Consider the following 26,643-nt stretch of genomic DNA (forward strand, 5'->3'; position numbering starts at 1 on the left):
CTCCGCACGAGCAGAGATGAGCAGATCATGGCCGACACCATCACCGTCCTGGGCAACGTCGCGTCCGACCCGGATCGCGGCGCCACGGCGACCGGCATCCCCACCCTGAGCTTCCGGATGGCCACCAATCACCGCCGTCCGGACGGTGCGGGCGGCTGGATCGACGCGGGGACGAACTGGTTCGAGATCAGGGCGTACCGCGCCCTGGCCGAGAACGCAGAGGCCTCGCTCGCGAAGGGCGACGCGGTCGTGGTCGTGGGGCGGCTGAAGCTGCGCGAGTGGGACAGCAAGGACGGCAAACGGATGAACGCGGAGATCGAGGCCGAGAGCATCGGGCAGGATCTCCGGCGCGGGCGCAGCGCCTATCAGCGAGTGTCGTATCAGGCACGGCCCCGCGGCGAGGGCGGGGAGGTGGACAGCGGGAGACCGGCATTCGCCGGCGGCGAGGGCGCCGGAGGCAGTGGCGCGGGGGACGGGGGTGCGGGCGAGCCGGAGGCGGCAGGCGATGCGTGGGCCACGCCGGGCAGCGACGCCACGCCGTTCTGAGAGGACGACAGAGGCGCGTCCGCCGAAGGCTCGTCTCAGACGGTGCCGCCTAGACTCGTGGAGTGCGTGGATCCCAGGCTGTGCTCGTCCGAACACCCGTGATCCGATCCCTTGCGCCCTTGGCGCTGGTCGCCGGACTGGTCCTGAGCGGTTGCTCGGCTGGATCGCCGGCGCCGTCGGGGTCGCCCTCGGGCACGGTGAGCAGCGCGACCGCGTCGCCGGCCGCAGCACCGGAACTGCACCCCGATGGCTCCGCCGAGGACAACCTTCCGTTGTTCGCCGCCGTCGTTGCGCGGGTCTGGGCGGGGGAGAGCCGCGCCAAGGGCGGTGCCTACATCGACGCGCTCACCACCGCCGGATTCGCTCGGGCCGATATGCAGGTCACGGCGGACGAGTCGACGGTGGGCAACCCCGCCGAGAGCATCCAGTTCTCCGTGCGGTGGGGGCAGAACCAGTGCCTCGTCGGACAGGTCGGGCCGTCCACGGGGGATCCGGTCACTTCGGTGCTTCCGCAGGTGGATGGCGGCAAGTGCCTCATCGGCAAGACCGTACCCGTCGGTCAGTAGTCGAGCCGTCGTCGGTCCGTAGTCGGGCCACAGTCGTCCCGGGGAGGAAGGGCGCGCGCCCCGGGTAGGCTGGAGTGTCGATCCCGCGGCGTACCGCCGGAGAGCGACCCGCAGCCCTCGCAACCGTCGTCATGACGACAGAAGGAGCGCCCTCGTGGCCGAATACATCTACTCCATGGTCCGTGCCCGCAAGGCCGTGGGCGACAAGCTCATCCTCGACGACGTCACGATGGCCTTCCTGCCCGGCGCGAAGATCGGCATGGTCGGCCCGAACGGCGCCGGAAAGTCCACGATCCTGAAGATCATGGCGGGCCTGGACACCCCCTCCAACGGCGAGGCCAAGCTGAGCCCTGGATTCAGCGTGGGCATCCTCATGCAGGAGCCGGAGCTCGACGAGTCCAAGACCGTCCTGGAGAACATCCAGGAGGGCGTCGCGATCAAGGCCAAGCTCGACCGCTTCAACGAGATCTCCGCTCTGATGGCGGATCCGGACGCCGACTTCGACGCACTGCTCGCTGAGATGGGCGTGCTGCAGGAGGAGATCGACGCCGCCGACGGCTGGGACCTCGACTCCCAGCTGGACCAGGCCATGGACGCGCTGCGCACCCCGCCGGCGGACGCCCCCGTGACCAACCTCTCCGGTGGTGAGATGCGTCGCGTCGCCCTCGCCAAGCTGCTGCTGCAGAAGCCCGACCTGCTCCTGCTCGACGAGCCCACCAACCACCTCGATGCCGAGAGCGTGCTCTGGCTGGAGAAGCACCTGCAGGCCTACAAGGGTGCGGTGATCGCGATCACCCACGACCGGTACTTCCTCGACAACATGGCGGAGTGGATCGCCGAGGTCGACCGCGGCCGCCTCATCGGCTACGAGGGCAACTACTCGACCTACCTCGAGAAGAAGGCCGAGCGGCTCGACGTCCAGGGCAAGAAGGACGCGAAGCTCGCCAAGCGCCTCAAGGACGAGCTGGAGTGGGTGCGATCGAGCGCCAAGGGTCGTCAGACCAAGTCGAAGGCGCGCCTCGCCCGTTACGAGGAGATGGCGTCCGAGGCGGAGCGGACTCGGAAGCTCGACTTCGAAGAGATCACGATCCCCGCGGGTCCGCGCCTGGGCAGTGTCGTGATCGAGGCCAAGAAGCTGCAGAAGGGCTTCGACGGGCGCTCGCTCATCGACGGCCTCAGCTTCAGCCTGCCGCCGAACGGCATCGTCGGCGTGATCGGCCCGAACGGCGTCGGAAAGACGACGCTGTTCAAGACGATCGTGGGACTCGAGCCCCTCGACGGCGGCGACCTCAAGGTCGGCGAGACGGTCAAGATCAGCTACGTCGACCAGTCCCGCGCCAGCATCGACCCCGACAAGACCCTGTGGGAGGTCGTCTCGGACGGCCTCGACATCATGATGGTCGGCAAGATCGAGATCCCGTCCCGCGCCTACGTCTCGAAGTTCGGCTTCAAGGGACCGGACCAGCAGAAGAAGGCCGGCGTGCTGTCCGGTGGTGAGCGCAACCGTCTGAACCTCGCCCTCACGCTCAAGGAGGGCGGCAACCTGCTGCTGCTCGACGAGCCGACCAACGACCTGGACGTCGAGACGCTGAGCTCCCTCGAGAACGCGCTGCTGGAGTTCCCCGGCTGCGCCGTGGTCATCACGCACGACCGGTGGTTCCTGGACCGGATCGCGACCCACATCCTCGCCTACGAGGGCACCGACGAGAACCCCGACCAGTGGTACTGGTTCGAGGGCAACTTCGACGCCTACGAGCGCAACAAGATCGAGCGCCTCGGCGCGGATGCGGCCAACCCGCACCGCTCGACGCACCGCAGGCTCACGCGTGACTGAGATCACCGGCACCGGTACCGGTATCGAGGCCGGTACCGGCGCCCCCGACGCCGCAGCTCCCGACGGGGCCGTGGCGGGGGCGCGCCTGCACATCCCGATCCACCTGCGCTGGGGCGATCTCGACGCCTTCAACCACGTGAACAACACCTCGATGCTGAAACTGCTCGAGGAAGCACGGGTGCGGGCGTTCTGGCGGCCGGGCGAAGGAGAGCACGGCCCGAGCACGGCCGTGCTCAGCTCGGGGCTCAACGCGGGCGTCCTGACGCTCGTCGCGCGACAGGAGATCGAGTACCTCGCGCCCGTGCCGTATCAGCGGCACCCGCTCGAGGTGCAGATGTGGTTCGGCAAGCTCGGCGGATCCAGCATCGAGGTCTGCTACGAGGTTTACAACGACGCGGCGTTCGAGGAGCGCGTGCTGTATGCGCGCTCGACCGCGGTGATCGTGCTGGTGGACGCGGCCACGGGACGTCCCACTCGGATCGGCCCCGAGATGCGCGACGCCTGGTCGCCGTACGCCGGGCCGTCGATCGTCTACGCGCACCGCTGAGCGGCACGCCGCCGGAACAGTGCCCGCCGCTCGGCGAAGGCGGGATCAGGCCTCGGGGACCCGGATCGTGATCTCCTGAGCGACACTCGCCACGAGGGCGCCGCTGCGGTCGTAGATCCGCCCTGTCGCGAGCCCGCGGCCTCCGCGCGCGTTCGGCGACTCCTGCACGTACAGCAGCCAGTCGTCGACGCGGCCGGGGCGGTGCCACCACATGGCATGGTCGAGACTCGCGACCTTCAAGCCAGGCACATTCCAGCTGAGGCCGTGCGCGCGGAGGATCGACTCCTGAATCGACATGTCGCTGAGATACGCCAGCGCCGCGCGGTGCAGGGCGGGGTCGTCGGGGAAAGGAGCGCGCAGGCGCATCCACACCGCCTGGTGCGCGGACTTCTCCGCCCCAGCCTCGCCGAACAGCGGCCCCTCCACGTGCCGCATGTCGACCGGTCTGTCGATGAGCATGCGCTTCGACAGCGGGTGGATCCCTTCGGACAGCTCCTCGTCTGAGGCGAGGTCCTCCGGCGCGGGGATCCTTTCCGGCATCGGCTCTGCGTGGTCGATGCCCGGGTTCTCGTCCTGGAAGGACGCGATCATCGAGAAGATCGGCACGCCGTTCTGATACGCCTGCGCTCGTCGTGTCGAGAAAGAGCGGCCGTCGTGGATCCGGTCCACCGCGAACGTGAGCCCCTGCGAGGCATCTCCGGCGCGGAGGAAGTAGCCGTGCATCGAGTGCGGAACGCGGCCTTCCGGCATCGTCCGCTCCGCGGCGATGATGGACTGGCCGAGCACCTGCCCGCCGTAGATCCGTCCGGTCGGCATCGGATGCGAGACACCCGTGAAGATGTCTTCGGTCGTGCGCGCATCCGAGGAGTCGAGATCGAGGATCCCCCGCAGCATCTCGACCGATCGGCGGGCGTGCTCGTCGTGCGTCATGTGATCCTCTCGGCGGCTGCCGCGACACACCGGGGGACCGGTCGCGACCGGTTGCTAGTTTAGAGGGCGTGCCCACGCCCCTGATCCTCGCTGATGCCGACACCGCGCGTGATGCGCTCACCTTCGTCTCCCGGGCCGGCCGCGCCGGCGATGAAGGCGTCAGGCTGCAAGCGGATGGAGGGGTGCTCGCGATGACGGCCGCGGCGCTCGTGCCGCAGACGCTGTTCGATGCGACGCCGACGATCCTCGCGATGCGGATCGTCCGGGCCGACCCCGAGCTGCGCTGCGACATCGTGATCGACGAGCTCACCACCACCGACGATCCGCGCGCCCTCGCGCTGCCCGACACCGGCCGCAGCCCCTCCTGGGCCGGCGTCGCTCCGCCACGGGGCGGATGGACACCGGTCGGGTCGCTCGGCGCGGACGTCATCGCACAGCGCGCCCAGTGGGGCATCTCGGCGGTCGCGCACGGATCCCCGACGGGCGCGGGAGAGGATGCGGTCCGTGCGCTGCGCGCCGCGATCTGGGGCGAACCCGATGAGGACCTCCTCGGCCTGCCCCGCGGCGTCGCGTTCGCCGCGCACGCCTTCGGCTTCATCTCCGGCACCGAGCAGGTGCCGATCACCGCTTCGGGGCGGTGGACGCGTCTCGCGTTCTCGCGCGGGCATGTGCTCAGCCGGGGCCCTGCCGCCGTGGGGCTGACCCCGGTGCGGGCGACGGGCAGCGCCGGCTGAGGCGCGTGCGGCTCCGAGGCGACGAAAGCGCGCCCGTCGTCGGGCCGACGCGAGCCTGGACCGTCAGCGTCGGACGACCGTGATCGTCGGCGGGGAGGCGAGGCTCTGCCCGACGACGCAGTAGCGCTCGGTCGAGGCGGCGATCCGCTCCAAACGGCCATCGTCGGCGTCGCTGTCGATCGTGATCGTGACGGAGATGTCACCGACCCCGACCGGCGCGTCGCGATCCAGCCCCAGCGTCCCGCGTGCGTCCCAGCGGCACTCCGCGGTGAGGCGGACGTTCTCCACCGTCACGCCCATCGCCGTCGTGACGGCACGAAACGTCACCCCGACGCACCCCAGCAGCGCCTGCATGAGGAGATCCGCCGAGCACGCATCGGATCCGTCTCCGCCGGTCGCCGGATGCTGCCCGGCGCGGACCGGGCCCGCCCATCCGTCGATGGTCGCGGTGATACCCGGATCCCGGTAGTCGCCCGTGGCCTGGGAGACGACGCGCGCAAAGCTCGGATCCTGCCGGTAGCGCTCCTTGAGCGGGGCCTGGCGCGCTCGCAGCTCTTCTGCGTCCATGCTCGCGATCTTGGCACTCCCACCGTGCCGGGTCCAGAGCGGCGACCGACGTCAGACCGCCTGCGCTGCCGCGCGCCCGGCCTGCCGGCCCGAGAACAGGCAGCCGCCGAGGAAGGTGCCCTCCAGGGCACGGTATCCGTGCACCCCGCCGCCGCCGAAGCCGCTCGCCTCGCCCGCGGCGTACAGCCCCGGCACGGCCGTGCCCTCGGCGCCGAGGGCACGCGCGTCCTTGGTGAAGTCGTTGTCGATCTCGCGGTCGCGTGCGACGACCTCCTCACGCACTCGGTCGGGGTCCAGAACGTCGCCGCCCGGGAGCTCCTGCATGCGGGCGATCAGCCGGCCGAGGTCGTCCTCGACGACGAAGTCCTCGCCCTTGTCCAGAAACGCCTGCACCGGGTCCGTGGGCCCCTTCGCGAGCCGGGAGCGCATGAGGAGCGGCACGTCCTTGCCCGTGAGATCGGGGTTCTGCTCGCTGCCGGACAGAGCGAACTCCTTCTCCACGATCTGCCGCGTCGTCACGAACCAGGAGTGATCGTGCCCGGTCGCGCGCAGGTGGGCCAGAGTGCCGAGGGTGTCGAATCCGGGGAACAGCGGCACGGGGAGACGAGCGCCGGTCGCGTCCAGCCACAGCGACGACGGGCCGGGCAGGATCCGGATGCCGTGGCCGGGCCAGACCGGATCCCAGTTGCGGATGCCCTCGACGTAGTGCCACATGCGGTCGCCGTTGATGAGTCGTGCGCCCGCGGTCGCGGACACCGCCTGCATGGAGCCGTCGACGTAGGCCGGCACTCCGGTGAGCAACTCCGCGGGCGGCGTGCCGAGGCGTTCAGGCCATGCGGCGCGCACGAGGTCATGGTTGCCGCCGATGCCGCCCGAGGTCACGACGGTCGCCCCCGCCGTGATCTCGAACGTGCCGACCGGCTCACGGTCGCTCTGCACGCCGCGCGCCGCCGCGGACGAGGCGAGGATCTCGCCCTGCGCACCCGTGACGACGCCGTCCCGGACGGTGAGGGCCGTCACGCGGTGCCGGGGGAGGACCACGAGGTGTCCTGTCTTCTCGGCCTGCTCGAGGGCGGCCTGGAACGGCGCGACAATGCCGGGGCCGGTGCCCCAGGTGATGTGGAAGCGGGGGACGGAATTGCCGGGCCCCAGGGCGCCGTAGCCGCCGCGTTCGGCCCAGCCCACGACGGGGAAGAAGCCCACCCCGCGCTCTCGGAGCCATGCCCGCTTCTCGCCGCTCGCGAACTGGAGGTACGCCTCTGCCCAGCGCCGCGGCCAGGCGTCCTCCTCACGGTCGAAGCCCGCGTTGCCGAACCAGTCCTGCCTGGCCAGCTCGTAGGAGTCCTTGATGCCCATGCGGCGCTGTTCGGGGGAGTCGACGAGGAACAGCCCGCCGAAGGACCACCAGGCCTGCCCGCCCAGGTTCGTGCGCGGTTCCTGATCCAGAACGATCACGCGTCTGCCTGCGGCGGTCGCCTCCGCAGCTGCGACGAGGCCGGACAGGCCCCAGCCGACGACGAGGACGTCGGTGGAGTGGGTGGTCGTGGTCGCGGTCATGAGATCTCCATCGAACTCGGTGTGCGTGCGGTGCGGCCCTAGAGGACGGGGCGCCCGTCAGGGGTCGGTACGCCCGCTGTGCTCGTGCGGCTCGGCTCGAATGTATTCACCATCGCATGCGCGGCGCGCTCGAGATAGTCCCACAGCGTCGCCTCGTGGATCGGAGAGAGCTGCGCGTCGTCGACGGCCGCGCGCATGCAGCGCAGCCAGCGGTCGCGGGCGTCCGGATCGACGTGGAACGGCATGTGCCGCATCCGCAGCCGCGGATGTCCGCGCTGCTCGCCATAGGTGGTGGGCCCGCCCCAGTACTGCTCCAGGAACATCCGCAGGYGATCCGCGGCCGGACCGAGGTCCTCCTCGGGGTACATCGGCTTCAGCACGGGATCCAGGGAGACCTCGCGGTAGAAGACCTCGACGAGACGCTGGAACGTCGCGTGGCCGCCGACCTCGTCGTAGAAGGACACCGGCTCGGTCATCGTTCGTCTCCAGGGGTCTGCGGATCCTGCGGGGCCTGTGGATCCCGCGGGGCCTGCGAATCGGGGAGGGGCGGGAGGGGAAGGCTCTGCGGAGCCGAAGGCGGAGTCTTGGGTTTCTCGGTCTTCTTCGGCGCAGGCGCGGTCGGAGCCGGCTTTGTGCGCGGCGGCGGCGTCACAGGAGCCGGCTTCTCGTCCTCGATCTTCTTCTTGCGCCAGAACCCGCGTTCCGGCACCGTGGGGGCCGTCGCGACCGGGTTCGGGCGCGTGCGCGGCGGGTTCGCACCGTGCACGCGGCGTGCGCCTTCGGGGCCGGCCAACTGCACGGTGGCCATGCTGGGGACGGTCAGCTCCATGCCGAGCATCGTGTCGCGCAGCCGCATCCGCAGTTCCCGGGCGACGTCGTCCATCGCGTTCGTGCGGGTCTTCATCACGACCCGGACCACGAGGGCATCGCCGTCGATCGACTCCAGCCCCCAGATCTCGGGCTTCTCGATGATGCGCGTGCGCCACTTCGGATCCTTCGCGAGCCCTTGTGCGGCGGCGAGCAGCGCGTCCTCGACCGCGGGGACGTCCGCGTCGGCCGGCACTCCGAGGTCGATGATCGCGCGGGCCCAGCCCTGCGACATGTTGCCGATCCGGGTGATCTCGCCGTTGCGCACGTACCAGAGGGTGCCGTTCGCATCCCGCACCTGCGTGATGCGCACGCTGACGTACTCGACGACGCCCGAGGCGAGGCCCAGGTCGACCACGTCGCCGATGCCGACCTGATCCTCGGCGACGAGGAACATCCCGTTCAGGACGTCTTTGACGATGTTCTGGGCGCCGAAGCCGAGACCAGCGCCGACCGCGGCGGTGAGCAGGGTCAGTGATCCCAACAGGGTGGGTTCGATGATGTTCACGATCAGAACGATCGCGACCACCACCAGGATCACGTTGACGATGTTCTGCAGGATGGTGCCGAGGGTCCTCGTGCGCTGCACGAGCCGCATGTCTGCGAGCGGGGAGCGCTCCAGAGCCCTCGTGTCGGTGACCTCCGCCTTCGACTTGGCGCCGGCGACGATCCGACGCACGATGCGGCGGATCACGAATCGGAGCGCAAAGGCGATCAGGACGCAGACGGCGATCGTGACGACGCTCCAGAGCGCCTTCATGCCGATCTTGCCGAGGACATCGAGAGTCTGGGTCCACAGGTCCGCGAGCTTGGCGGCCTGATCCTCGAAGGAGACGATATTCATCGTTCTCGATCCTATGACCGGGCCCCTTGGCAGGCTCTGAACGGGCGACGGTGCTTCGCGGCGAACCGCGCCTCAAGTGGGCCTGACACGGCGAAGGGCCGGAAGGAGATCCCTCTCCGTTCCGGCCCTTCGGCTCGTCGCTATGCGATGCGTCAGCTCTGCGCGTCGGCGGCGGCCACGGCCTCGACGGCCTCGGCGTCGCGGGCCTGGGCGGCGAGAGCGCGCTCGACGTCGGCGAGGTTCTCGAACACGAGGCGGCGCAGCGCGGGCGCGGCGTCCTGGTGCGCAGACAGCCAGGCGCGGGTCGCGTCGCGCAGGGCGGTGCTCGCGAGCGCCTTCGGGTACAGGCCGACGATCAGATAGTTCGCGACCTGGAACGTGCGGCTCTCCCAGAGCGGGAGCAGGGCATCGAAGTACTGGGCGACGAACGGCTCGAGCAGCGCGACCCCTGCGGGGTGCGTGAAGCCGAGCGCGGCGGAGCGGACGATCGTGTTAGACAGATCGTCGTGCTCGACCAGCGACGACCACGCGGCCTGCTTGTCCTCGGGCGTCGGCAGCGCGGCGCGGGCTTGAGCGGCGAACTCCGCTCCCTTGGCAGTGTTGTCGCCCTCCAGCGCGGCGTCGATCGCAGCACCGTCGACGGCGCCGACCGTGGCGAGGCCGACGAGCAGCTGCCACGAGAGGTCGGTGTCGATCGTGAGGCCGTCGAGGGTCAGCTCGCCGTCGCGCAGGCGGCGGAGGACGTCGGCGTGCTCGGGCGTGGTGAGCGAGTTCGCGAACGCGGTGACGAACTGCAACTGGCTGTCGGACGCAGCCTCCGCGCCCTGAGCGAGCGCCCACAGGCCGTCCGCCACACGGGTACGGGCGGCGGCACGGTGCTCGGGCGTGACGTACAGGGCGGCGGCGGTCTGCAGCTGGCTGAGCGTGGTGCGCACCGTGGTCGACTCGGTCTCGCGGCCGATGTTGCCGAGCACGAGGTCGATGTAGTCGCTCGCGGCGCTCTCGGCGTCGCGGGTCTGGTCCCATGCTGCGCCCCACACGAGGGAGCGGGCGAGCGGGTCGCTGATGTCGGCGAGGTGCGCGACGGCGGTCGCCAGGGAGCGCTCGTCGAGACGGATCTTCGCGTAGGCGAGGTCCTCGTCGTTCAGCAGCACGAGGTCGGGGCGCTTCAGGCCCTGCAGCTCGGGGATCTCGGTGCGGTCTCCGTCGACGTCCACCTCGACGTGGTGGGTGCGCACGAGCGCGCCAGAGGCGTCGAGGTTGTAGAACCCGATCCCCAGGCGGTGCGGGCGGATCGTCGGGTAGTCGGCGGGAGCGGTCTGCGTGACCGCGAAGCGTGAGATCGAGCCGTCGCCGGCCTCGGCGATCACCGGTGCGAGCGTGTTCACGCCCGCGGTCTCGAGCCACTTCTTCGACCAGACCGTGAGGTCGCGGCCGCTGGTGCRCTCCAGCTCGACGAGCAGGTCGCTGAGCTCGGTGTTCTGCCAGGAGTGCTTCTTGAAGTACTCGGACACGCCGGCGAAGAACGCCTCGATGCCCACCCAGGCGGCGAGCTGCTTGAGGACGGATCCGCCCTTGGCGTAGGTGATGCCGTCGAAGTTCACCTGCACGTCGTCGAGATCGTTGATCTCGGCGACGACGGGGTGAGTGGAGGGGAGCTGGTCCTGACGGTAGGCCCAGGTCTTCTCCATCGCGTTGAAGGTCGTCCACGCCTCGGTCCACTCGGTGGCCTCGGCGGTCGCGATGGTGGACGCCCACTCGGCGAACGACTCGTTCAGCCAGAGGTCGTTCCACCACTTCATGGTGACGAGGTCGCCGAACCACATGTGCGCGAGCTCGTGCAGGATCGTGACGACGCGACGCTCCTTGACGGCGTCGGTCACCTTGCTGCGGAAGACGTAGGTCTCGGTGAAGGTCACCGCACCCGCGTTCTCCATGGCGCCGGCGTTGAACTCCGGCACGAAGAGCTGGTCGTACTTCGCGAACGGGTACGGGACGCCGAACTTCTCCTCGTAGTAGGCGAAGCCCTCACGGGTCTTGTCGAAGATGTAGTCGGCGTCGAGGTGCTCCCACAGGCTCCTGCGCCCGTAGACGCCGAGCGGGATCACGCGGCCGGATGCGCTCGTCAGCTCCGAGAACGTCTCCTCGTAGGGGCCGGCGATGATCGCGGTGATGTACGACGAGATCCGCGGGGTGGGCTCGAAACCCCAGGTGGCGACCGCGCCGGTCTCCTCTGATGCGGACCCGTTCGAGACGTCGTGCTGGATCGGCTCGGGGGTGGGGGAGTTCGAGACGACCTTCCACGCGGCAGGCGCGGTGATCGTGAACTGGAACGTCGCCTTCAAGTCGGGCTGTTCGAACACGGCGAAGACGCGACGGGAGTCGGGCACCTCGAACTGCGAGTAGAGGTAGACCTCGCCGTCGACGGGGTCGACGAAACGGTGCAGGCCCTCGCCCGTGTTCGTGTACTCGCAGTCGGCGTCGACGACGAGCACGTTCGAGCTCGCCAGGCCGTCGAGTGCGATCCGCGAATCGGCGAACGCCGACGTCGGGTCGATCAGCTCGCCGTTCAAGGTGATTTCGCGCACCTCGCGCGCGATCAGGTCGATGAAGGTCGAGGACCCCTCGGCGGCGGTGAAGCGCACGACGCTGCGGGATCCGAACACCTCCGCGCCCTTTGTGAGGTCGAGCGCGATCTCGTACGACTCGGTGTCGACGATCGCGCGGCGCTCCTGCGCCTCGATGCGGGTGAGGTTCTCTCCAGGCACTGCTCAGACTCCCAGGGGTGAGGGTTTCGGCCGCAAGATCCGCGCTGCTGGCGCCGGCGGCAACCGTCCCAGCCTACGCCAGCGCGGGTCTCGCAAGATTCCGCGGGTTCCCGCAGGCTTCGTCCGGGCGCTGAGCCGGCGCTCGGCGGCGGCAAAGGAACTTCAGGGGAAGATAGAAGAGTGAGTGCTCGAAACGTGACCGCAGCAACCGTTCCCTTCGCCTCCGAGCCTGCCGCGAGCGGGCCCGAGTTCGTCGAGACGCCCGTGGCGTATGACGGCATCCTGCTCGCGGGATTCGGCGGACCCGAGGGGCAGGACGACGTGATCCCCTTCCTGCGCAACGTCACCCGAGGCCGCGGCATCCCGGACGAGCGGCTCGAGGAGGTCGCGCACCACTACCGGCACTTCGGCGGTGTGAGCCCGATCAACGCGCAGAACCGCGCGCTCAAGGCCGCACTCGAGTCCGAGCTCGTGCGTCGCGGGATCGACCTCCCGGTGTACTGGGGCAACCGCAACTGGGCTCCGTACCTGTCCGACGCCGTGACCGAGGCGTCCGAGGGCGGCGACACGACGCTGCTGGCGTTCGCCACGAGCGCGTACAGCTCCTTCTCCAGCTGTCGCCAATACCGCGAGGACTTCGCTCGTGTGCTGGACGAGACCGGTCTCGGTGAGACCGTGACGATCGACAAGATCCGACCGTTCTACGATCACCCCGGATTCGTCACGTCCTTCGTCGAGGGCGTGCGCGACGCGATCGTCGGCTTCACGGCGGATGGCGCGGATGCCGCCGCGATCCAAGTTCTGTTCACCACGCACAGCGTTCCGACCGACGATGCGCTGCGTTCCGGTCCCCGCGACGTCGATTGGGGTTCCGGGGGCGCGTATGCCGCGCAGCACGAGGCCGTCGCGGCGTGGGTCATGAGCCGCGTGGCCGAGCTGCTGCCGGGCGCGGCGGACGTCTCGTGGGAGCTCGTGTACCAGTCCCGTTCGGGCCCGGCCTCGCAGCCCTGGCTCGAGCCCGACATCTGCGACGTGATCGAGGAACTGCCCGGTCGCGGTCGTACCGCGGTGGCCGTGGTCCCGCTCGGCTTCGTGAGCGACCATATGGAGGTGCTCTGGGATCTCGACACCGAGGCGAAGGATGCGGCCGCGGAGGCTGGTCTTGCTTTCGTGCGCACGCCGACACCCGGAGTGTCGGACTCCTTCGTCGCGGGGATCGTCGACCTCATCCAGGAGCGTCTGGAGGGCCGCCCTGCGGCAGACCGCGCGCACGTCACGGCGCTCGGTCCCGCGTTCGACGTGTGCCGTCCCGGGTGCTGCGAGAACATCCGCGCGGGGTTCAAGCCCGCTGCGGCCGGTATCGCACCCTGACCGTTCCGCGGGGCCGCGTCACGCCGCCCCGCGGTGGTGGCAGTGCTCCGTAGGATTGAGCCATGCGCATCCACATCGCCACCGATCACGCCGGTCTCGAGTTCTCCACGCAGCTGCAGCACCATCTCGCCGAGGCGGGGCATGAGGTCGTGGACCACGGGCCCGTCGAGTACGACGCTCTGGACGACTACCCGGCGTTCTGCATCCGCGCCGCGCAGGCGACGATCGACGACCAGCGCGCGGGCGTCGAGGCGCTCGGCGTGGTGTTCGGCGGTTCCGGAAACGGCGAGCAGATCGCGGCGAACAAGGTCGAGGGCGTCCGTGCGGCGCTGGTGTGGAGCATCGCGACCGCAGAGCTCGCGCGGGAGCACAACGACGCGAATGTGATCGCGATCGGCGCGCGCCAGCACACCTTCGACGAGGTCGCGGGCTTCATCGATCGCTTCATCGCCACGCCCTTCTCGAACGAGGAGCGGCACGTGCGGCGGATCGCGCAGATCGCCGACTTCGAGCGCGACGGATCCCTGCTCCCGGACCCGCGCGCCTGATGCCCGAGGGCCATTCCGTCCATCGGATCGCGCGGCAGTTCGCGCGCAACTTCGTCGGCAAGCCCGTCGTCGCGTCGAGTCCTCAGGGCCGATTCGCTGAGGGGGCCGCGCTGCTCGACGGCCGGGCTGTCGAGAGCGTGCAGGCCGTCGGCAAGCAGATGTTCCTCGAGACCGAGGGTGATCTGTGGCTGCGCGTGCATCTGGGGCTCTACGGCGCCTGGGACTTCTCCGGCGAGATCCTCGTGGATCCGACCATCGCTTCGGCGAACGGAAGGATGGGCCAGACGAATCAGCGAGGCACTGATCTCGACGAAACTCCGATCCTGGATGACGCCGGTGAGAATTCGCTCGCTTCCATCGGTGCCCCGAGGAAGACTCGCGTGCACGTGCGCATGTCCGAGGCCACGAAGGGTCTCGCGGACGAGGGGGCCGAGTGGCCGCCGCCCGTGGTCGGGCAGGTGCGTTTGCGGCTCATGACGGATTCGACCTGCGCGGATCTGCGCGGACCGACCGCGTGCGTGCTGCAGACGCCGGACGAGATGCTGGCGACGGTCGCGAAGCTCGGCCCGGATCCGCTCGTGGGCGACGTGGACGCGGGTGAGGAGCGCTTCGTCGCCGCGGTGCGGCGCCGGGCGGTGCCGATCGCGCTCCTGCTCATGGACCAGTCCGTGGTCAGCGGGATCGGCAATGTGTATCGAGCAGAGCTGCTGTTCCGTGCGCAGCTGAACCCGCACACTCCGGGGCGCGATGTGCCGGAGGAGACCGTGCGCGCGCTCTGGCGGGACTGGGTGCGCCTGCTCGCGATCGGCGTCGAGACGGGTCAGATGATGACCATGGACGACCTCACGGCCGACCAGTACCGAGCCGCGATGGCGCACCGCGACGACCGTCACTGGGTGTACCACCGCACAGGCCTGCCGTGCCGCGTGTGCGGCACCGACATCGTGCTCGAGGAGATCGGCGCCCGCAAGTTGTACTGGTGCCCGCGCTGCCAGGCGTGAGTGGGCGCGACAGTCTTTGACTGTTCTGCTCGGTCGGCCGGGCGCTCCGCGACTGCCTGACCCGGCCTTTCGGTGGCGGGTTCAGGCGGCGGGGCGGAAGCGTTTGGGTGGTGGGGCAATGTCTCCCCAGGCGTAGCGGAGGGGGAGCCGTGGGTGGAGCACGGCGTGTTGTCTGTCGGGGTGATGCAGGACGAAGTCGCGTTTCTGGTCGCGGGTGATCTGCCATTGCCCGTGGTGGAGTTGCATGTGGTGGAAGCGGCAGAGCAGGATGCCGCGGTCCATGTTGGTGTGGCCCTCGTCGCGGGTCCATTCGTCGATGTGGTGGGCTTCGCAGTACGAGGCGGGGCGGTCGCAGCCGGTCCATCGGCAGCCGCCGTCGCGGATGGCGAGGGCGATGCGTTGTTTCGGGGTGAAGAGCCGTGATTCTCGGCCGACGTCGAGGGGGTTGCCGCTGGTGTCGACGGTGACGGGGAGGGTTCCGGTGTCGCAGATCCGTCGTTCCGCGACCGTAGCGGGGAGTGCGGTGAGGCCGTCTTCGGTGATGGCGACCGGGGTTGGCGTCCCGTCCGCCCCGATCTGCTGGACGAGGCGAATGCCGGCTTGCCGGGTGCCGAACACGGCGGCGGGGTCGGCGAGCGCTCCGGTGCGGATGAGGTCCAGGAGCAGGTCGTAGGAGAGTTGGTCGTTGGTGCGGGGATCTGCGGCGAGGTCTGAGGCTTTCGTCTTCTCTTTCGGGTCGACGAAGCGGGGTCCGCCGCGGCGGGGGCGGAGTGCGGCGTTGAAGATCGTGTCGAGGTAGGCGCCGCCTTCGTCGTCGAACGCGATCGATGCCCGCCGGATCCCGTCGGGGTCGAACCAGGTCCGAAACGCACGCTTCTCGTATCGCGCCAAGAACCGGGTTTCGGCGCCGTCCGGGTCGAGGAGGTCCCGCACCGTGCGGGCCGCAGCGGCGAGTTCTTCCACAGTCCGCCGCCCCGCTTCGTCGATCAGCTGCACGGCTGCCTGCGCCCACGCATCGTGCGCGGCGCGGTCGGCTTCGGTCCCGCGTTCCGGTATGGCGGGTGGGTTGCCGAGGCCGCGGCGGATCGCGTCGAACTGTGCCGAGGTGACCGTCCCGGACCGCAACCCTCCCGCAACACCTGYCGCCAATCGCCCACGGGCGCACCTCCCGGCGCTGGATCACCGGACGAGCCGACACCAGCACCATTCGACCCGACACCAGCACCATCCGAGCCGACACCAGCATCATCCGACCCGACTCCGGCACCCTCCACCACGGGATCGTCGAGGAGCGCTTCCCCGACCCGCACCTGCCTCGCCGCTTCGCCCTTCGTCATCCCGCCGAGCTCCTGCACCAGCGACGCCGCCGTCCGGTGCCCGCGCGACTGCGCCAACCCGACATGCCCGGCGTCCCTGGTTGAGCGGCGGGCGATCACTCCGGCACAGATCACCTGCACCTGCTCCACCAGCCGGCCAACCTCACCCGCCTCGCGAAGCACCGCCACCGCCTCCGCATCACCCAACCCCTCCACGACCGCCTGCACGTCCGACGCGCCCGCGCCCGCACCGACCCGCCCGGCCAGGGCCGGGATCAGTGCCGCGATCGCATCCCACGTCCTCATACCCCCATCCTGCCCAGGGCCACCGACATTCGAACCCCAGATCAACCCCCATATCCAAACCGGGGACAACTCAACCGAAGACCAGATTGTGGAGGACGATCGGCGAGTTCCCGGCACCGCGCGAACCGTCGATCCACGCTCGTGCCGTAGAATGAACCCTGCGAAGGGGAGTATTCCGACTTCACGCGATCGTCATCACGAGGCCCGTTGCCGGGCCTCCGGGCGCGTGACCGCTGTTCGGCGGGGAAGAGACTTTCGGCCGTTGACCGACCTCTTCGAAAGGCCCCTGTGGACGTTCCCGTCTGGTTCGAAATCGTCTCGCTCGTCGTTCTGCTGTTGATCCTGATCGGCGACCTGCTGATCGTGCGCTGGCGCCCGCACATCCCCTCCACGAAGGAGTCCACCCTCTGGGTCGTGTTCTACGTCGCCCTGGCGCTCGGATTCGCGGGACTCCTGCTCGCGGTCGCGGGCGGCCGGCATGCGGGGGAGTTCCTCACCGGATGGGCGCTGGAGTACAGCCTCTCGATCGACAACCTCTTCGTGTTCGTGCTGATCATGGCGCAGTTCTCGGTGCCGCGGAAGCTGCAGCAGGAAGTGCTGATGGTGGGCATCATCATCGCGCTGGTGCTGCGCGGTGTGTTCATCCTGCTCGGCGTCACGATCATCGAGAACTTCGCCCCGGTGTTCTACCTGTTCGGCGCCTTCCTGATCTGGACCGCGATCCGCCAGGCGATGCCGGAGAAGGAGCAGGAGGACGAGACCGCCGCGAAGGAGGGCTTCGCCGTACGGCTGGTGCGCCGACTCGTCCCGGTCAGCGACGAGTTCGACGGGCCGAAGCTGCGCACGGTCGTGGACGGCAAGCGGATCTGGACTCCCATGATCATCGTGTTCGTCACGATCGGCGTGACGGATCTGATGTTCGCGATCGACTCGATCCCCGCGATCTTCAGCATCACGCAGAACAGCTTCCTCGTGTTCACCGCGAACATCTTCGCGCTGATGGGGCTCCGCCAGCTCTACTTCCTGCTCGGCGACCTGCTCGACCGCCTGCGCTACCTGCACTACGGCATCGCGATCATCCTGGCCTTCATCGGCGTCAAGCTCGTGCTGCACGCGATGCACGAGAACAGCGTGCCGTTCATCAACGGCGGCAAGCCGATCGAGTGGGCTCCTGACGTGCCGATCTGGCTGTCGCTCACCGTGATCGTCGTCGCGATGCTCGGCGCCACGGGCGCGAGCTTGATCGCCTCCGGGCGCGAGAAGCGCCGCGAGCGCGCTCTCGCGGAGTGACTGCCGGGAGCATTCGCTCGCAGCGTGAGCGCTTCCGCGCGGTCGCACGGCGGCGCATGCACGGGCCCGGCCCCGCGGCCTTCACCCCTCCGCAGGGGCGGGCGGCGCGGGAGTCTCGAAGCGCGCCGTGGCGAGCACGACACCCGACGCCGCGACCACCACGGCCGCTGCAGTGAAGAGTGTGGGGACGCCTGCGAGATCGGCGACCAATCCGACGCCCGCGTAGGCGAGTGGGCTCAGCCCGAGAGTGAGCAGGGTCAGCACCGCCGTCACCCGTCCGAGCAGGGCCGGTGGTGTGGCGCGCTGCACCTGCCCCTGGCACAGCACCATGGTCACTCCGCTGGTGATTCCGAGCGTCGCCCCCCAGAGGAAGGCAGCGCCCGGATCGGTCGATGAGCCGAACGCGATCAGCAGGAGTGCGGTCGCTCCGACCGAGGCGAGCGTCATGGTGCGGCCCCCGGCGCGCGTCGTCATGGACAGGAGCACGCTCGTCGCCAGCCCGCCGACACTGAATGCGGCGAGCACGCCGCCGGCGATGCTCGCGGGCCAGCCGCGTCCCTGCACCAGCAGGATGATCGCGGCGGCGATCGGACCCGAGAACGGCAGTTCGGACAGCGCAGTGCCGATCACCAGCGTCGTGATCCTCAGTCGCCTCACTTCACGCCAGCCGGATCCGGACTTCGCCGAAGCGGCCCGCGTCCCTCGGGCGCCGGCGGCAACAGGGCGGATCGTGCGCAGCAGGATCACAGAGGCGACGAACAGCAGCGCCACGGCGCCGAACGCGACTGCGCTGCCGCCGACGAGCAGTAGGGCGCCGAGCACAGGTCCGGCGGCGTTCGCGACCCGCAGGCCCGTGATCCGCCATGCCTGAAGCCGCGTCAACTCCTCAGGCGGGACGAGCCGGGCGGGCATGGCGCCGACCGCAGGGAGGAAGCACGCGTCGACGACGCCGAAGATCACCGCGACGACCGTCAGCCACCAGGGGAGCAGGCCGAGCACGGCGGTGAGGAGCACAGCGACGACCAGTGTCGCCGCACGTGCGGAGTCGGTCCAGATCGCGATGCGGCGCGGGTCCAGACGATCGGCCAGCACGCCGCCCGCCAGGATCAGCAGCAGGCGCGGCAGGGATCCTGCGGCGAGGATGATGCCCGACCAGCGCGCGCCACCCGCCTCTGCGGCCGCCCAGGTGAGGATCAGGTAGTAGGTGACGTCTCCGAGAACGGCGAGGGTGTAGGCCAGCACCCATCGCACGGCGTCTCGTCGCGCCCCGGGCCCCATCAGCGCTGCTCGTAGATCTGCAGCCGCACCTGCGTGAAGGCCGCTGCCGCGTCATCGCGCGGGTCCTCCCGGCAACGGTCGACGACCGCCATGAGCTCCTCGCGCAGCGCTCGACGCCCCTCGCCGTCGAGGGGGACACGCAGATCGATGAAGGCCGCTTCGGACAGCCAGGCGCGGTCGGCGTCGGGAACGGAACCGGCGACCCGACGCAGTTCGTCGGCCGCCATCAGCACGACCGACTGCACATACTGGCGCGCCGCGGCGGCGTCGTCGTGCACCGCGGGATCGAACTGGGACATGTCGTCGATGGCGCACCACCACCGCTCCCGCCTGGTGCCGAGTGTCGGATCCTCTCGGATGAGATGCCCGGCCTCGAGTCGGCGCAGGTGGTAGCTGGCGGCTCCGGAGTCGAGGTCGAATTCGCGTCCGAGGACCCGCGAGGTCGCAGGCCCGTGTTCCCTGAGCCGGCGCAGGAACGCCAGGCGCGCGGGATGCGACAGCACGCGCAGCTGAGCTGTGGTGAGTTCTTCGGCGACCATGCAGCCCACCGTAATGTTGCGAAGAGTTGTTCGCAACATTGAGATCCGAACGACGAGACGCCAATCGTCGACCAGTGGGGAAGTACCGCGGGCGCGCCCCCTCTGCGCCCGCACTGTGCGCCGATACGGACTCAGGGTGGGTGGGAAACACCCACCCTGACCGGGGGTAAGCTCGTGGCCATGCAGGCGGTGCAGCTTCTCCTTAGCAGCCGCGGCGAGACCTCGATCTAGGCCTTTCTCGCCGCGGAGTCGCGCCCTGCTCTTCAGGGGACACGGCCGCACCACTACCCAGGAGAAGCAACGCATGAACGACGCATCCCCCCGCCCCCGGACGCTGGCTGAAAAGGTCTGGGACGACCACCTCGTGGTGAAGGGCGAGAACGGCGAGCCCGACCTCATCTACATCGACCTGCACCTCGTGCACGAGGTCACGAGCCCTCAGGCCTTCGACGGCCTGCGCTCCGAGGGGCGCCCGCTGCGCCGTCTCGACCTCACGATCGCGACCGAGGACCACAACACCCCGACGCTGGCGATCGACAAGCCGATCGCCGACCTCACCAGCCGCACCCAGATCGAGACGCTGCGACGCAACGCCGCGGAGTTCGGGGTGCGCCTGCACTCGCTGGGCGACGCGGAGCAGGGCATCGTGCACGTCGTCGGCCCGCAGCTGGGGCTCACGATGCCCGGCATCACCGTGGTCTGCGGCGACTCGCACACCTCGACGCACGGCGCGTTCGGCGCGATGGCGTTCGGCATCGGCACCAGCGAGGTCGAGCACGTCATGGCCACGCAGACGCTTCCGCTCAAGCCGTTCAAGACCATGGCGATCACGGTCGACGGCACGCTGCGCTCCGGCGTCACGGCGAAGGACATCATCCTCGCCGTGATCGCCAAGATCGGCACCGGCGGCGGTCAGGGATATGTGCTGGAATTCCGTGGCAGCGCGATCCGCGCCCTCTCTATGGAGGGCCGCATGACGATCTGCAACATGTCGATCGAGGCGGGCGCCCGCGCGGGCATGGTCGCCCCCGACGAGACCACCTTCGCGTACGTGCAGGGCAAGCCGCACGCGCCGCAGGGCCAGGACTGGGACGACGCGGTCGCGTACTGGCGCACGCTGCCCACGGACGAGGGCGCGACCTTCGACGCCGAGGTGTTCATCGACGCCGACGAACTCGAGCCGTTCGTGACCTGGGGCACCAACCCCGGTCAGGGCGTCTCGCTGTCGGCGTCGGTGCCGAACCCCGCCGAGATCGCCGACGCGAACGAGCGCAGCGCTGCCGAGCGGGCGCTCGAGTATATGGATCTGACCCCCGGCACCCCGTTGAAGGAGGTGAAGGTCGACGCCGTCTTCATGGGCTCCTGCACGAACAGCCGGATCGAGGATCTGCGCGCCTTCGCGTCCGTCATCGAGGGCAAGAAGAAGGCCGACGGCGTGCGCGTCATGGTGGTCCCGGGATCCGCCCGCGTGCGCTTGGAGGCCGAGGCCGAGGGGCTGGACAAGGTCTTCACCGACTTCGGCGCCGAGTGGAGGTTCGCCGGTTGTTCGATGTGTCTGGGGATGAACCCCGACCAGCTCGCCCCCGGCGAGCGGTGCGCATCGACGAGCAATCGCAACTTCGAGGGTCGGCAGGGCAAGGGAGGGCGCACGCATCTCGTGTCGCCCCTCGTCGCCGCGGCGACGGCCGTGCGCGGCACGCTGTCCAGCCCGAGCGACCTCGTCGAGAACGGGCAGGAGGCCTGAGCATGGAGAAGTTCACCACCCACACCGGCGTCGCAGCCCCGCTGAAGCGCTCCAACGTCGACACCGACCAGATCATCCCTGCGGTGTTCCTGAAGCGCGTCACCAAGACCGGCTTCGAGGACGCCCTCTTCCACGCCTGGCGGCAGGATCCCGAGTTCGTGCTCAATCAGGAACCGTTCCGGAACGCATCCGTCCTCGTGGCGGGCCCCGATTTCGGTACCGGATCCAGTCGTGAGCACGCCGTGTGGGCACTGCGCGACTACGGATTCAAGGTCGTGCTGAGCCCTCGTTTCGCTGACATCTTCCGTGGCAATTCCGGTAAGCAGGGACTGCTCGCGGCGACCGTCGACGAAGCCGACATCGAGCGGATCTGGGCGCTGATCGACGAGGATCCCGGCCGGGAGATCACGGTCGACCTCGCCGCACGCACCGCCACGATCGGCCCTTCGGCCGGCGCGGCGCAGGCGACAGGCGAGCCCGTCTTCCAGACCACCATCGGGATCGACGATTACACTAGATGGCGGCTCCTCGAAGGGCTCGATGACATCGGGCTCACGCTGCGCAACGAAGACAAGATCGCGCAGTTCGAGGCCCGCCGCGAGTCGTGGCGGCCACGTACGCTTCCTGTTCTTTGAATCGGACGCGGCCGTGAGCCTGGGGCATCCGCCCGACGGCTCCGGCCGCGCCCGTTCCACAAGAAGAGGCCCTGAATGACGACACCGCTGCACGAGACCACGCTCGCTTCGAAGCCTTCGGGCGATGTCCTGGCAATCCGCGGCGGACGGCCACTTCACGGCCGGGTGGACGTGAAGGGCGCGAAGAACCTGGCGACCAAGGCCATGGTCGCCACCCTCCTCGGCGAGACCGCGAGCACGCTGCGCGATGTCCCCGATCTGAGCGATGTCGCAGTGGTGCGCTCCCTGCTCGAGGTGCACGGCGTGCGGGTCACCGAGGGCGATGAGGCCGGTGCGCTCATCTTCGACCCGAGCGACGTCGAGTCGGCGCACTTCGAGGAGATCGACGCGCACGCGGGCGCCTCGCGGATCCCGATCCTGTTCTGCGGTCCGCTGCTGCACCGCCTCGGTCAGGCCTTCATCCCGGATCTCGGCGGCTGCCGCATCGGCGACCGCCCCATCGATTTCCACCTCGACGCGCTGCGCAAGTTCGGCGCCGTCGTCGAGAAGCTGCCCAGCGGCATCCGCCTCTCGGCGCCGAACGGGCTGAAGGGCACGAGCATCCACCTGCCGTACCCGAGCGTCGGTGCGACCGAGCAGGTGCTGCTCACGGCCGTGCGCGCGCAGGGGCAGACCGAGCTGCGCAACGCGGCGATCGAGCCCGAGATCATGGATCTCATCGCGGTGCTGCAGAAGATGGGCGCGATCATCTCCTACGAGCCGAACAGGGTCATCCTCATCGAGGGCGTCGAGACGCTGCGCGGCTACGACCACCGGTCGATCTTCGACCGCAACGAGGCCGCCTCCTGGGCGTGCGCAGCCCTCGCCACCGACGGTGAGATCTTCGTCGGCGGCGCGAAGCAGCAGGAGATGCTGACCTTCCTCAACGTCTTCCGCAAGGCGGGCGGCTGGTTCGACGTGCGCGAGGACGGGATCCTGTTCCGCCGCGACGGCGAGCTGAAGCCGGTCACGGTCGAGACCGACGTGCACCCCGGCTTCATGACCGACTGGCAGCAGCCGCTCGTTGTCGCCCTGACGCAGGCTCGCGGCCGCTCGGTCGTGCACGAGACCGTCTACGAGAACCGGATGGGCTTCACCGCCGCGCTCGTGAAGATGGGCGCCGACATCGTCGTGCACCCGCACGGTCTGCAGGATGGTCCCCGCCGCGTCGCGCGTCGCGATCTCGAGCAGGCCGCGGTCATCACCGGTCCGACCCCGCTGCACGGCGCCGACATCGTGGTGCCCGACCTGCGCGGCGGCTACAGCCACGTGATCGCCGCGCTCACGGCGACCGGCGAGTCGAAGGTCTCCGGCGTCGACATCCTCAGCCGCGGCTACGAGAAGTTCCTCGACAAGCTGACCGCGCTGGGTGCCGACTTCGATGTGATCGGCTGATATGCGCGCGACCGCCGAGAAGACCCGCCCGAGCCTGTTCTGGTTCCTGGCGGTCTTCGTGGTCCCGGTCATCTCCTTCCTCGCGAAGATCCGCATCCGCGGTGAGGAGAAGCTGCCCCGCTCCGGGGCCTTCGTGATGGCGCCGAACCACTACTCGGAGTTCGACCCGCTCATCGTCGCCGTTGCTGTCTGGCGGCTCGGACGCGCGCCTCGCTTCATGGCGAAGGAGAGCCTGTTCCGCGTGCCCGTGCTGGGCTGGGCGCTGCGTGGCACCGGCATGATCTCCGTCGCGCGGGCGACGTCCGTCTCCGCGGCGAAGCAGACCATCGCACAGTCGAAGGAACTCGTCGAGCATGGCCGGGGCGTGATCGTCTATCCCGAGGGAACGCTCACGCGCGACCCCGAGCTGTGGCCGATGCGCGGCAAGTCTGGCGCCGTCCGTCTCGCTCTCGCCGGACGGATCCCGCTGATCCCCATGGCGCAGTGGGGCACGCAGAACATCATGGGCCGCTATCAGAAGGGCCTGAGCCTCTGGCCGCCGCGTAAGAAGGTCGACGTCGTGATCGGGGATCCGGTCGACATCTCCGACCTGTACGACCGCGCGGGGGAGAGCGCCGCCCTCGTGGAGGCCACGGACCGGCTGATGACCGCGATCACGGACCTCCTGGAGGAGCTCCGCGGCGAGAAGGCCCCTGCCAAGCGCTGGAACCCGGCCGAGCACGGCCAGAGGGAGACGGGTCGTCTTGACTCCTAGGAACGCACCGCGCACGGCGTCGATCCCACTCGGACCGCGTGTCACGGTGATCGGGGCCGGCAGCTGGGGGACCACCTTCGGCAAGATCCTCGCCGACGGCGGCGCCCAGGTGACGATGTGGGCACGCAGGCAGGAGCTCGCCCACGAGATCGCCGAGGCCAAGCGCAACTCGCAGTACCTGTCCGGGATCAACCTGCCGCGTTCGATGACGGCCACGCACCACCTCGCCGAAGCGATCCAGGGCGCCGAGCAGGTGTACCTGTCGGTGCCGAGCCAGACCTTGCGGGAGAACCTCAAGGCGCTGCGCCCGCTGTTGCGGGACTCCGACATCCCGGTCGTCAGCCTCATGAAGGGCGTCGAGAAGCGCACCGGACTGCGGATGAGCCAGGTGATCGAGCAGGAACTGCGCTGCGATCCCGACCGCATCGCCGTGGCGAGCGGCCCGAACCTGGCCCTCGAGATCGCGCGTGAGCAGCCGACCGCCGCGGTCATCGCCTCCACCAGCCAGGAGACGGCCGACATCGTCGCGCGCACCGCGCGCAACCGCTACTTCCGCAGCTTCGTGAACACCGACGTCATCGGCACGGAGTTCGGCGGCGTGCTGAAGAACCTCATCGCCGTCGCGATCGGCATCGTCGACGGCGTCGGCTACGGCGAGAACACCAAGGCGTCGATCATCACCCGGGGACTGGTCGAGATGACCGACTTCGCGGTGGCGAACGGCGCGCAGCCGGGCACTCTGCAGGGACTCGCCGGCCTCGGCGACCTGATCGCGACGTGCCAGTCGCCGCTCAGCCGCAACAACACGGCCGGGCGCCTGCTCGGCCAGGGATACAGCTTCCAGGACGTGGTCAAGCAGATGCAGCAGACGGCAGAGGGACTCGCGTCCGTCGCGCCGATCCTGCAGCTGGCCCGCGCCGCCGGCGTGGAGATGCCGATCGTCGAGCAGGTGAAGATGGTGCTGGACGGCGCCATGGACCCGCGCGACATCGCCCCCCATCTGACCACCGACGACGACACCCCGCAGGGGGAAGGGACGGGCAATGGACAAGCAGACGGTGGTGGTGCTCTTCGGAGGGCGCTCCAGCGAGCATTCGATCAGTTCCGCAACGGCGGGCGGGGTGCTGCGCGCCCTTGACCGGGAGCGCTACGACGTCATCCCCGTCGGGATCACCCGCGAGGGCGCGTTCGTCCTCGAGGACGACGAGCCCGAGAAGTTCCCGCTCGACGCCGCGCACCTGCCCGAGGTGGCCGACAACGGCACCCGGATCCAGTGGCCGGAGCCCGGCGGGGTCCGCACTCTGCGCGTGACCCGCGCCGACGGCTCCGTGGACGACCTGGGCCCGATCGACGTGGTGCTGCCGCTGCTGCACGGACCGCACGGCGAGGACGGCACGCTGCAGGGCTACTTCGACACGCTCGAGGTGCCGTACGCCGGCGGCGGGGTGCTGGATTCCGCGCTGTGCATGGACAAGCACTTCATGAAGGTCGCGCTGCAGGCCGCCGGCATCGCCGTTGCGCCCTGGATCACCGTGCGCGCACGGCAGTGGGCAGAGGATCCGGCGGGCGTGCGCGCCGCGGCGGAGGCGCTCGGGTCGCCGCTGTTCGTCAAGCCGGCCCGCGCCGGCTCCAGCGTCGGCGTCTCCAAGGTGACCGATCCCGCCGAATTCGACGAGGCGATGCGCATCGCCCTCGCCGAAGACGACAAGGTGCTCGTGGAGACGGGTGTCGTCGGCCGCGAGATCGAGGTCGCGATCCTCGAGGGCGCCGAAGGGCCGCGCGCGTCGGTGCCCGGCGAGATCGTGCTGACCTCGCGGGGCTTCTACGACTTCGAGGGCAAGTACCTCGGTGGTGACGGCGTGGACGTGGTCTGCCCGGCCGATCTCGCCGAAGCCGAGATCGTCGCGATCCAGAACGCCGGCGTCGAGGCGTTCGAGGCGGTCGACGGGCGCGGGCTCGCGCGGGTGGACATGTTCCTCACGGCCGACGGGACCCTCGTCGTGAACGAGCTGAACACGATGCCCGGCTTCACACCGATCTCGATGTTCCCGAAGTGCTGGATCGCTTCGGGGCTCAGCTATCGGGACCTCATCACGGAGTTGATCGAGGCGGGTCTGCGGCGCTAGTTCGACGGGCTCGGGGTGGGCGTCGCGTCCGCCCCTGGTCGCTCGGTGCAGGCGTGGGTGGCGGGGATGGTCGCGATCGCGGCGGCGAGGCTCTTGTTGCCGATCACGTCGTTGGCGCTGACGCCCTTGTTCGGCTCGTCCGGCTTGCTGTTGATGTACAGCTGCACGGCGGGCTTGCGGCCATAGGTCGTGAGCGTCAGGTACGGGCTCTTGGAATCGTCGACGAGCCAGTCGATGCCCTGCAGGGAGATGCACTGCAGAGCGCTCGTCGGCTCCGCCTCGGGCAGCCCGCACGTGAGCAGCACCACGGCCGGATCGCCCCAGGCCGCCGTCGCCTGCGCGTCGGTCCAGCGCCGATCATGCCCATCGATCGCGGGTACGTTCGTGAGCCGCACCGTCACATCGGCGCAGCGCGGGTCGTTGGCATCGTCCGCGGCGTTCAGATGCACGGTCGAGCTGCACCCGGCCAGCAGTCCCGCTGAGAGCACGAGGACGGTGGCGACGGTGAGACGGCGGGGCATCCCTCCAGGCTACCGTTGAG

General features: G+C 69.4%; 26 protein-coding genes. 15 read left to right on the forward strand and 11 right to left on the reverse strand.

The genetic code is table 11. The features are described from left to right. Window positions 1–27 precede the first annotated feature (27 nt). From AC1DG4_RS16460 to AC1DG4_RS16475, 4 genes are all read left to right on the forward strand, one after another. A complete protein-coding gene (locus AC1DG4_RS16460) occupies window positions 28–546 on the forward strand; it encodes a single-stranded DNA-binding protein (protein WP_477378982.1) in 519 nt (172 codons plus the stop codon). Between the two features lie 62 nt (window positions 547–608). Then, complete coding sequence (locus tag AC1DG4_RS16465; RefSeq protein ID WP_477421350.1) at window positions 609–1,112, forward strand: DUF6993 domain-containing protein; 504 nt, start codon at window positions 609–611, stop codon at window positions 1,110–1,112. Window positions 1,113–1,266: 154 nt separating this feature from the next. Further along, window positions 1,267–2,946 carry an energy-dependent translational throttle protein EttA gene (gene ettA, locus AC1DG4_RS16470; protein WP_477378985.1) on the forward strand — a complete coding sequence of 560 codons (1,680 nt, stop codon included), beginning with the start codon at window positions 1,267–1,269 and terminating at the stop codon, window positions 2,944–2,946. 70 nt (window positions 2,947–3,016) lie between these two features. Then, window positions 3,017–3,493 (forward strand): acyl-CoA thioesterase, encoded by a 477-nt coding sequence (locus AC1DG4_RS16475; RefSeq protein WP_477379337.1) that lies wholly within the window; start codon window positions 3,017–3,019, stop codon window positions 3,491–3,493. Between the two features lie 45 nt (window positions 3,494–3,538). Here the strand turns inward: AC1DG4_RS16475 and AC1DG4_RS16480 are convergent, their stop codons facing one another. Further along, a complete protein-coding gene (locus AC1DG4_RS16480) occupies window positions 3,539–4,423 on the reverse strand; it encodes an acyl-CoA thioesterase (RefSeq protein ID WP_477378987.1) in 885 nt (294 codons plus the stop codon). Window positions 4,424–4,491: 68 nt separating this feature from the next. Here AC1DG4_RS16480 and AC1DG4_RS16485 point away from each other — a divergent pair, with 68 nt between their 5' ends. Continuing rightward, window positions 4,492–5,157, forward strand: coding sequence for a DUF8185 domain-containing protein (locus AC1DG4_RS16485; protein ID WP_477378989.1), 666 nt, complete (start codon window positions 4,492–4,494; stop codon window positions 5,155–5,157). A 63-nt stretch (window positions 5,158–5,220) separates the two neighbouring features. Here the strand turns inward: AC1DG4_RS16485 and AC1DG4_RS16490 are convergent, their stop codons facing one another. From AC1DG4_RS16490 to pepN, 5 genes are all read right to left on the reverse strand, one after another. Next, a complete protein-coding gene (locus AC1DG4_RS16490) occupies window positions 5,221–5,724 on the reverse strand; it encodes an OsmC family protein (protein ID WP_477378991.1) in 504 nt (167 codons plus the stop codon). 51 nt (window positions 5,725–5,775) lie between these two features. After that, window positions 5,776–7,281: an FAD-binding dehydrogenase gene (locus tag AC1DG4_RS16495; protein WP_477421351.1), complete on the reverse strand. Its 1,506-nt coding sequence runs from the start codon at window positions 7,279–7,281 to the stop codon at window positions 5,776–5,778. A 38-nt stretch (window positions 7,282–7,319) separates the two neighbouring features. Then, window positions 7,320–7,757 carry a globin gene (locus tag AC1DG4_RS16500; protein ID WP_477421352.1) on the reverse strand — a complete coding sequence of 146 codons (438 nt, stop codon included), beginning with the start codon at window positions 7,755–7,757 and terminating at the stop codon, window positions 7,320–7,322. Next, on the reverse strand, window positions 7,754–8,992 hold the full coding sequence (locus AC1DG4_RS16505) for a mechanosensitive ion channel family protein (protein ID WP_477378996.1): 1,239 nt from the start codon (window positions 8,990–8,992) through the stop codon (window positions 7,754–7,756). The genes AC1DG4_RS16500 and AC1DG4_RS16505 overlap by 4 nt, the downstream gene beginning before the upstream one ends. Window positions 8,993–9,144: 152 nt before the next feature. Next, window positions 9,145–11,760 (reverse strand): aminopeptidase N, encoded by a 2,616-nt coding sequence (pepN, locus tag AC1DG4_RS16510; protein ID WP_477421353.1) that lies wholly within the window; start codon window positions 11,758–11,760, stop codon window positions 9,145–9,147. Between the two features lie 195 nt (window positions 11,761–11,955). Between pepN and AC1DG4_RS16515 the strand changes: the two genes are divergently transcribed. The 3 genes from AC1DG4_RS16515 (at window position 11,956) to AC1DG4_RS16525 (ending at window position 14,680) form a co-directional block, all read left to right on the forward strand. Then, complete coding sequence (locus tag AC1DG4_RS16515) at window positions 11,956–13,131, forward strand: ferrochelatase (RefSeq protein WP_477379000.1); 1,176 nt, start codon at window positions 11,956–11,958, stop codon at window positions 13,129–13,131. A gap of 62 nt (window positions 13,132–13,193) precedes the next feature. Then, window positions 13,194–13,679 (forward strand): ribose-5-phosphate isomerase, encoded by a 486-nt coding sequence (locus AC1DG4_RS16520; protein ID WP_477379002.1) that lies wholly within the window; start codon window positions 13,194–13,196, stop codon window positions 13,677–13,679. Continuing rightward, a complete protein-coding gene (locus tag AC1DG4_RS16525; protein WP_477379004.1) occupies window positions 13,679–14,680 on the forward strand; it encodes an Fpg/Nei family DNA glycosylase in 1,002 nt (333 codons plus the stop codon). Before AC1DG4_RS16520 ends, AC1DG4_RS16525 begins: the two co-directional genes overlap by 1 nt. A gap of 81 nt (window positions 14,681–14,761) precedes the next feature. Here the strand turns inward: AC1DG4_RS16525 and AC1DG4_RS16530 are convergent, their stop codons facing one another. Both AC1DG4_RS16530 and AC1DG4_RS16535 read right to left on the reverse strand, forming a co-directional pair. Further along, window positions 14,762–15,766, reverse strand: a complete 1,005-nt coding sequence (locus AC1DG4_RS16530; protein ID WP_477421357.1) for an HNH endonuclease signature motif containing protein — start codon at window positions 15,764–15,766, stop codon at window positions 14,762–14,764. Next, a complete protein-coding gene (locus AC1DG4_RS16535; protein WP_477421358.1) occupies window positions 15,667–16,302 on the reverse strand; it encodes a hypothetical protein in 636 nt (211 codons plus the stop codon). The genes AC1DG4_RS16530 and AC1DG4_RS16535 overlap by 100 nt, the downstream gene beginning before the upstream one ends. A 288-nt stretch (window positions 16,303–16,590) precedes the next feature. On the opposite strand from AC1DG4_RS16535, the gene AC1DG4_RS16540 reads away from it, so the two are divergent. Beyond that, the gene (locus AC1DG4_RS16540; RefSeq protein WP_477379008.1) at window positions 16,591–17,592 is read left to right on the forward strand and encodes a TerC/Alx family metal homeostasis membrane protein; all 1,002 of its coding nucleotides are present in this window, start codon (window positions 16,591–16,593) and stop codon (window positions 17,590–17,592) included. 81 nt (window positions 17,593–17,673) lie between these two features. Here AC1DG4_RS16540 and AC1DG4_RS16545 read toward each other — a convergent pair whose 3' ends face one another. Together AC1DG4_RS16545 and AC1DG4_RS16550 are read right to left on the reverse strand one after the other, a co-directional pair. Beyond that, the gene (locus AC1DG4_RS16545; protein WP_477379010.1) at window positions 17,674–18,843 is read right to left on the reverse strand and encodes an MFS transporter; all 1,170 of its coding nucleotides are present in this window, start codon (window positions 18,841–18,843) and stop codon (window positions 17,674–17,676) included. 26 nt (window positions 18,844–18,869) lie between these two features. After that, window positions 18,870–19,409, reverse strand: coding sequence for a winged helix-turn-helix domain-containing protein (locus tag AC1DG4_RS16550; protein WP_477421354.1), 540 nt, complete (start codon window positions 19,407–19,409; stop codon window positions 18,870–18,872). A 304-nt stretch (window positions 19,410–19,713) separates the two neighbouring features. Here AC1DG4_RS16550 and leuC point away from each other — a divergent pair, with 304 nt between their 5' ends. From leuC to AC1DG4_RS16580, 6 genes are all read left to right on the forward strand, one after another. Beyond that, the gene (leuC, locus tag AC1DG4_RS16555; protein ID WP_477379014.1) at window positions 19,714–21,153 is read left to right on the forward strand and encodes a 3-isopropylmalate dehydratase large subunit; all 1,440 of its coding nucleotides are present in this window, start codon (window positions 19,714–19,716) and stop codon (window positions 21,151–21,153) included. 2 nt (window positions 21,154–21,155) lie between these two features. Then, on the forward strand, window positions 21,156–21,788 hold the full coding sequence (gene leuD, locus AC1DG4_RS16560) for a 3-isopropylmalate dehydratase small subunit (protein ID WP_477379015.1): 633 nt from the start codon (window positions 21,156–21,158) through the stop codon (window positions 21,786–21,788). Between the two features lie 75 nt (window positions 21,789–21,863). Then, complete coding sequence (gene murA, locus AC1DG4_RS16565) at window positions 21,864–23,222, forward strand: UDP-N-acetylglucosamine 1-carboxyvinyltransferase (RefSeq protein ID WP_477379017.1); 1,359 nt, start codon at window positions 21,864–21,866, stop codon at window positions 23,220–23,222. A gap of 1 nt (window position 23,223) precedes the next feature. Next, window positions 23,224–23,976, forward strand: a complete 753-nt coding sequence (locus AC1DG4_RS16570) for a lysophospholipid acyltransferase family protein (protein WP_477379019.1) — start codon at window positions 23,224–23,226, stop codon at window positions 23,974–23,976. Then, window positions 23,966–25,114, forward strand: coding sequence for an NAD(P)H-dependent glycerol-3-phosphate dehydrogenase (locus AC1DG4_RS16575; protein ID WP_477379021.1), 1,149 nt, complete (start codon window positions 23,966–23,968; stop codon window positions 25,112–25,114). The genes AC1DG4_RS16570 and AC1DG4_RS16575 overlap by 11 nt, the downstream gene beginning before the upstream one ends. After that, entirely contained in the window at window positions 25,020–26,102 is a 1,083-nt protein-coding gene (locus AC1DG4_RS16580; protein WP_477379023.1) for a D-alanine--D-alanine ligase family protein, read from the forward strand. The genes AC1DG4_RS16575 and AC1DG4_RS16580 overlap by 95 nt, the downstream gene beginning before the upstream one ends. On the opposite strand, the gene AC1DG4_RS16585 is transcribed toward AC1DG4_RS16580, so the two are convergent. Next, window positions 26,099–26,623: a DUF3515 domain-containing protein gene (locus AC1DG4_RS16585; protein ID WP_477379024.1), complete on the reverse strand. Its 525-nt coding sequence runs from the start codon at window positions 26,621–26,623 to the stop codon at window positions 26,099–26,101. The genes AC1DG4_RS16580 and AC1DG4_RS16585 overlap by 4 nt on opposite strands. Between the last annotated feature and the right edge of the window lie 20 nt (window positions 26,624–26,643).

The sequence above is a fragment of the Microbacterium sp. 05N427 genome (assembly GCF_056397105.1).

What these genes read in the sequence shown, in the direction of transcription:
- AC1DG4_RS16490 (WP_477378991.1), bottom strand. Translation starts at nt 5,724, where the DNA reads ATGGACGCAGAAGAGCTGCGAGCGCGCCAGGCCCCGCTCAAGGAGCGC.
- AC1DG4_RS16480 (WP_477378987.1), bottom strand. Translation starts at nt 4,423, where the DNA reads ATGACGCACGACGAGCACGCCCGCCGATCGGTCGAGATGCTGCGGGGG.
- leuD (WP_477379015.1), top strand. Translation starts at nt 21,156, where the DNA reads ATGGAGAAGTTCACCACCCACACCGGCGTCGCAGCCCCGCTGAAGCGC.
- AC1DG4_RS16570 (WP_477379019.1), top strand. Translation starts at nt 23,224, where the DNA reads ATGCGCGCGACCGCCGAGAAGACCCGCCCGAGCCTGTTCTGGTTCCTG.
- AC1DG4_RS16550 (WP_477421354.1), bottom strand. Translation starts at nt 19,409, where the DNA reads ATGGTCGCCGAAGAACTCACCACAGCTCAGCTGCGCGTGCTGTCGCAT.
- AC1DG4_RS16495 (WP_477421351.1), bottom strand. Translation starts at nt 7,281, where the DNA reads ATGACCGCGACCACGACCACCCACTCCACCGACGTCCTCGTCGTCGGC.
- AC1DG4_RS16520 (WP_477379002.1), top strand. Translation starts at nt 13,194, where the DNA reads ATGCGCATCCACATCGCCACCGATCACGCCGGTCTCGAGTTCTCCACG.
- murA (WP_477379017.1), top strand. Translation starts at nt 21,864, where the DNA reads ATGACGACACCGCTGCACGAGACCACGCTCGCTTCGAAGCCTTCGGGC.
- AC1DG4_RS16505 (WP_477378996.1), bottom strand. Translation starts at nt 8,992, where the DNA reads ATGAATATCGTCTCCTTCGAGGATCAGGCCGCCAAGCTCGCGGACCTG.
- AC1DG4_RS16460 (WP_477378982.1), top strand. Translation starts at nt 28, where the DNA reads ATGGCCGACACCATCACCGTCCTGGGCAACGTCGCGTCCGACCCGGAT.
- AC1DG4_RS16525 (WP_477379004.1), top strand. Translation starts at nt 13,679, where the DNA reads ATGCCCGAGGGCCATTCCGTCCATCGGATCGCGCGGCAGTTCGCGCGC.
- AC1DG4_RS16580 (WP_477379023.1), top strand. Translation starts at nt 25,020, where the DNA reads ATGGACAAGCAGACGGTGGTGGTGCTCTTCGGAGGGCGCTCCAGCGAG.
- AC1DG4_RS16585 (WP_477379024.1), bottom strand. Translation starts at nt 26,623, where the DNA reads ATGCCCCGCCGTCTCACCGTCGCCACCGTCCTCGTGCTCTCAGCGGGA.
- leuC (WP_477379014.1), top strand. Translation starts at nt 19,714, where the DNA reads ATGAACGACGCATCCCCCCGCCCCCGGACGCTGGCTGAAAAGGTCTGG.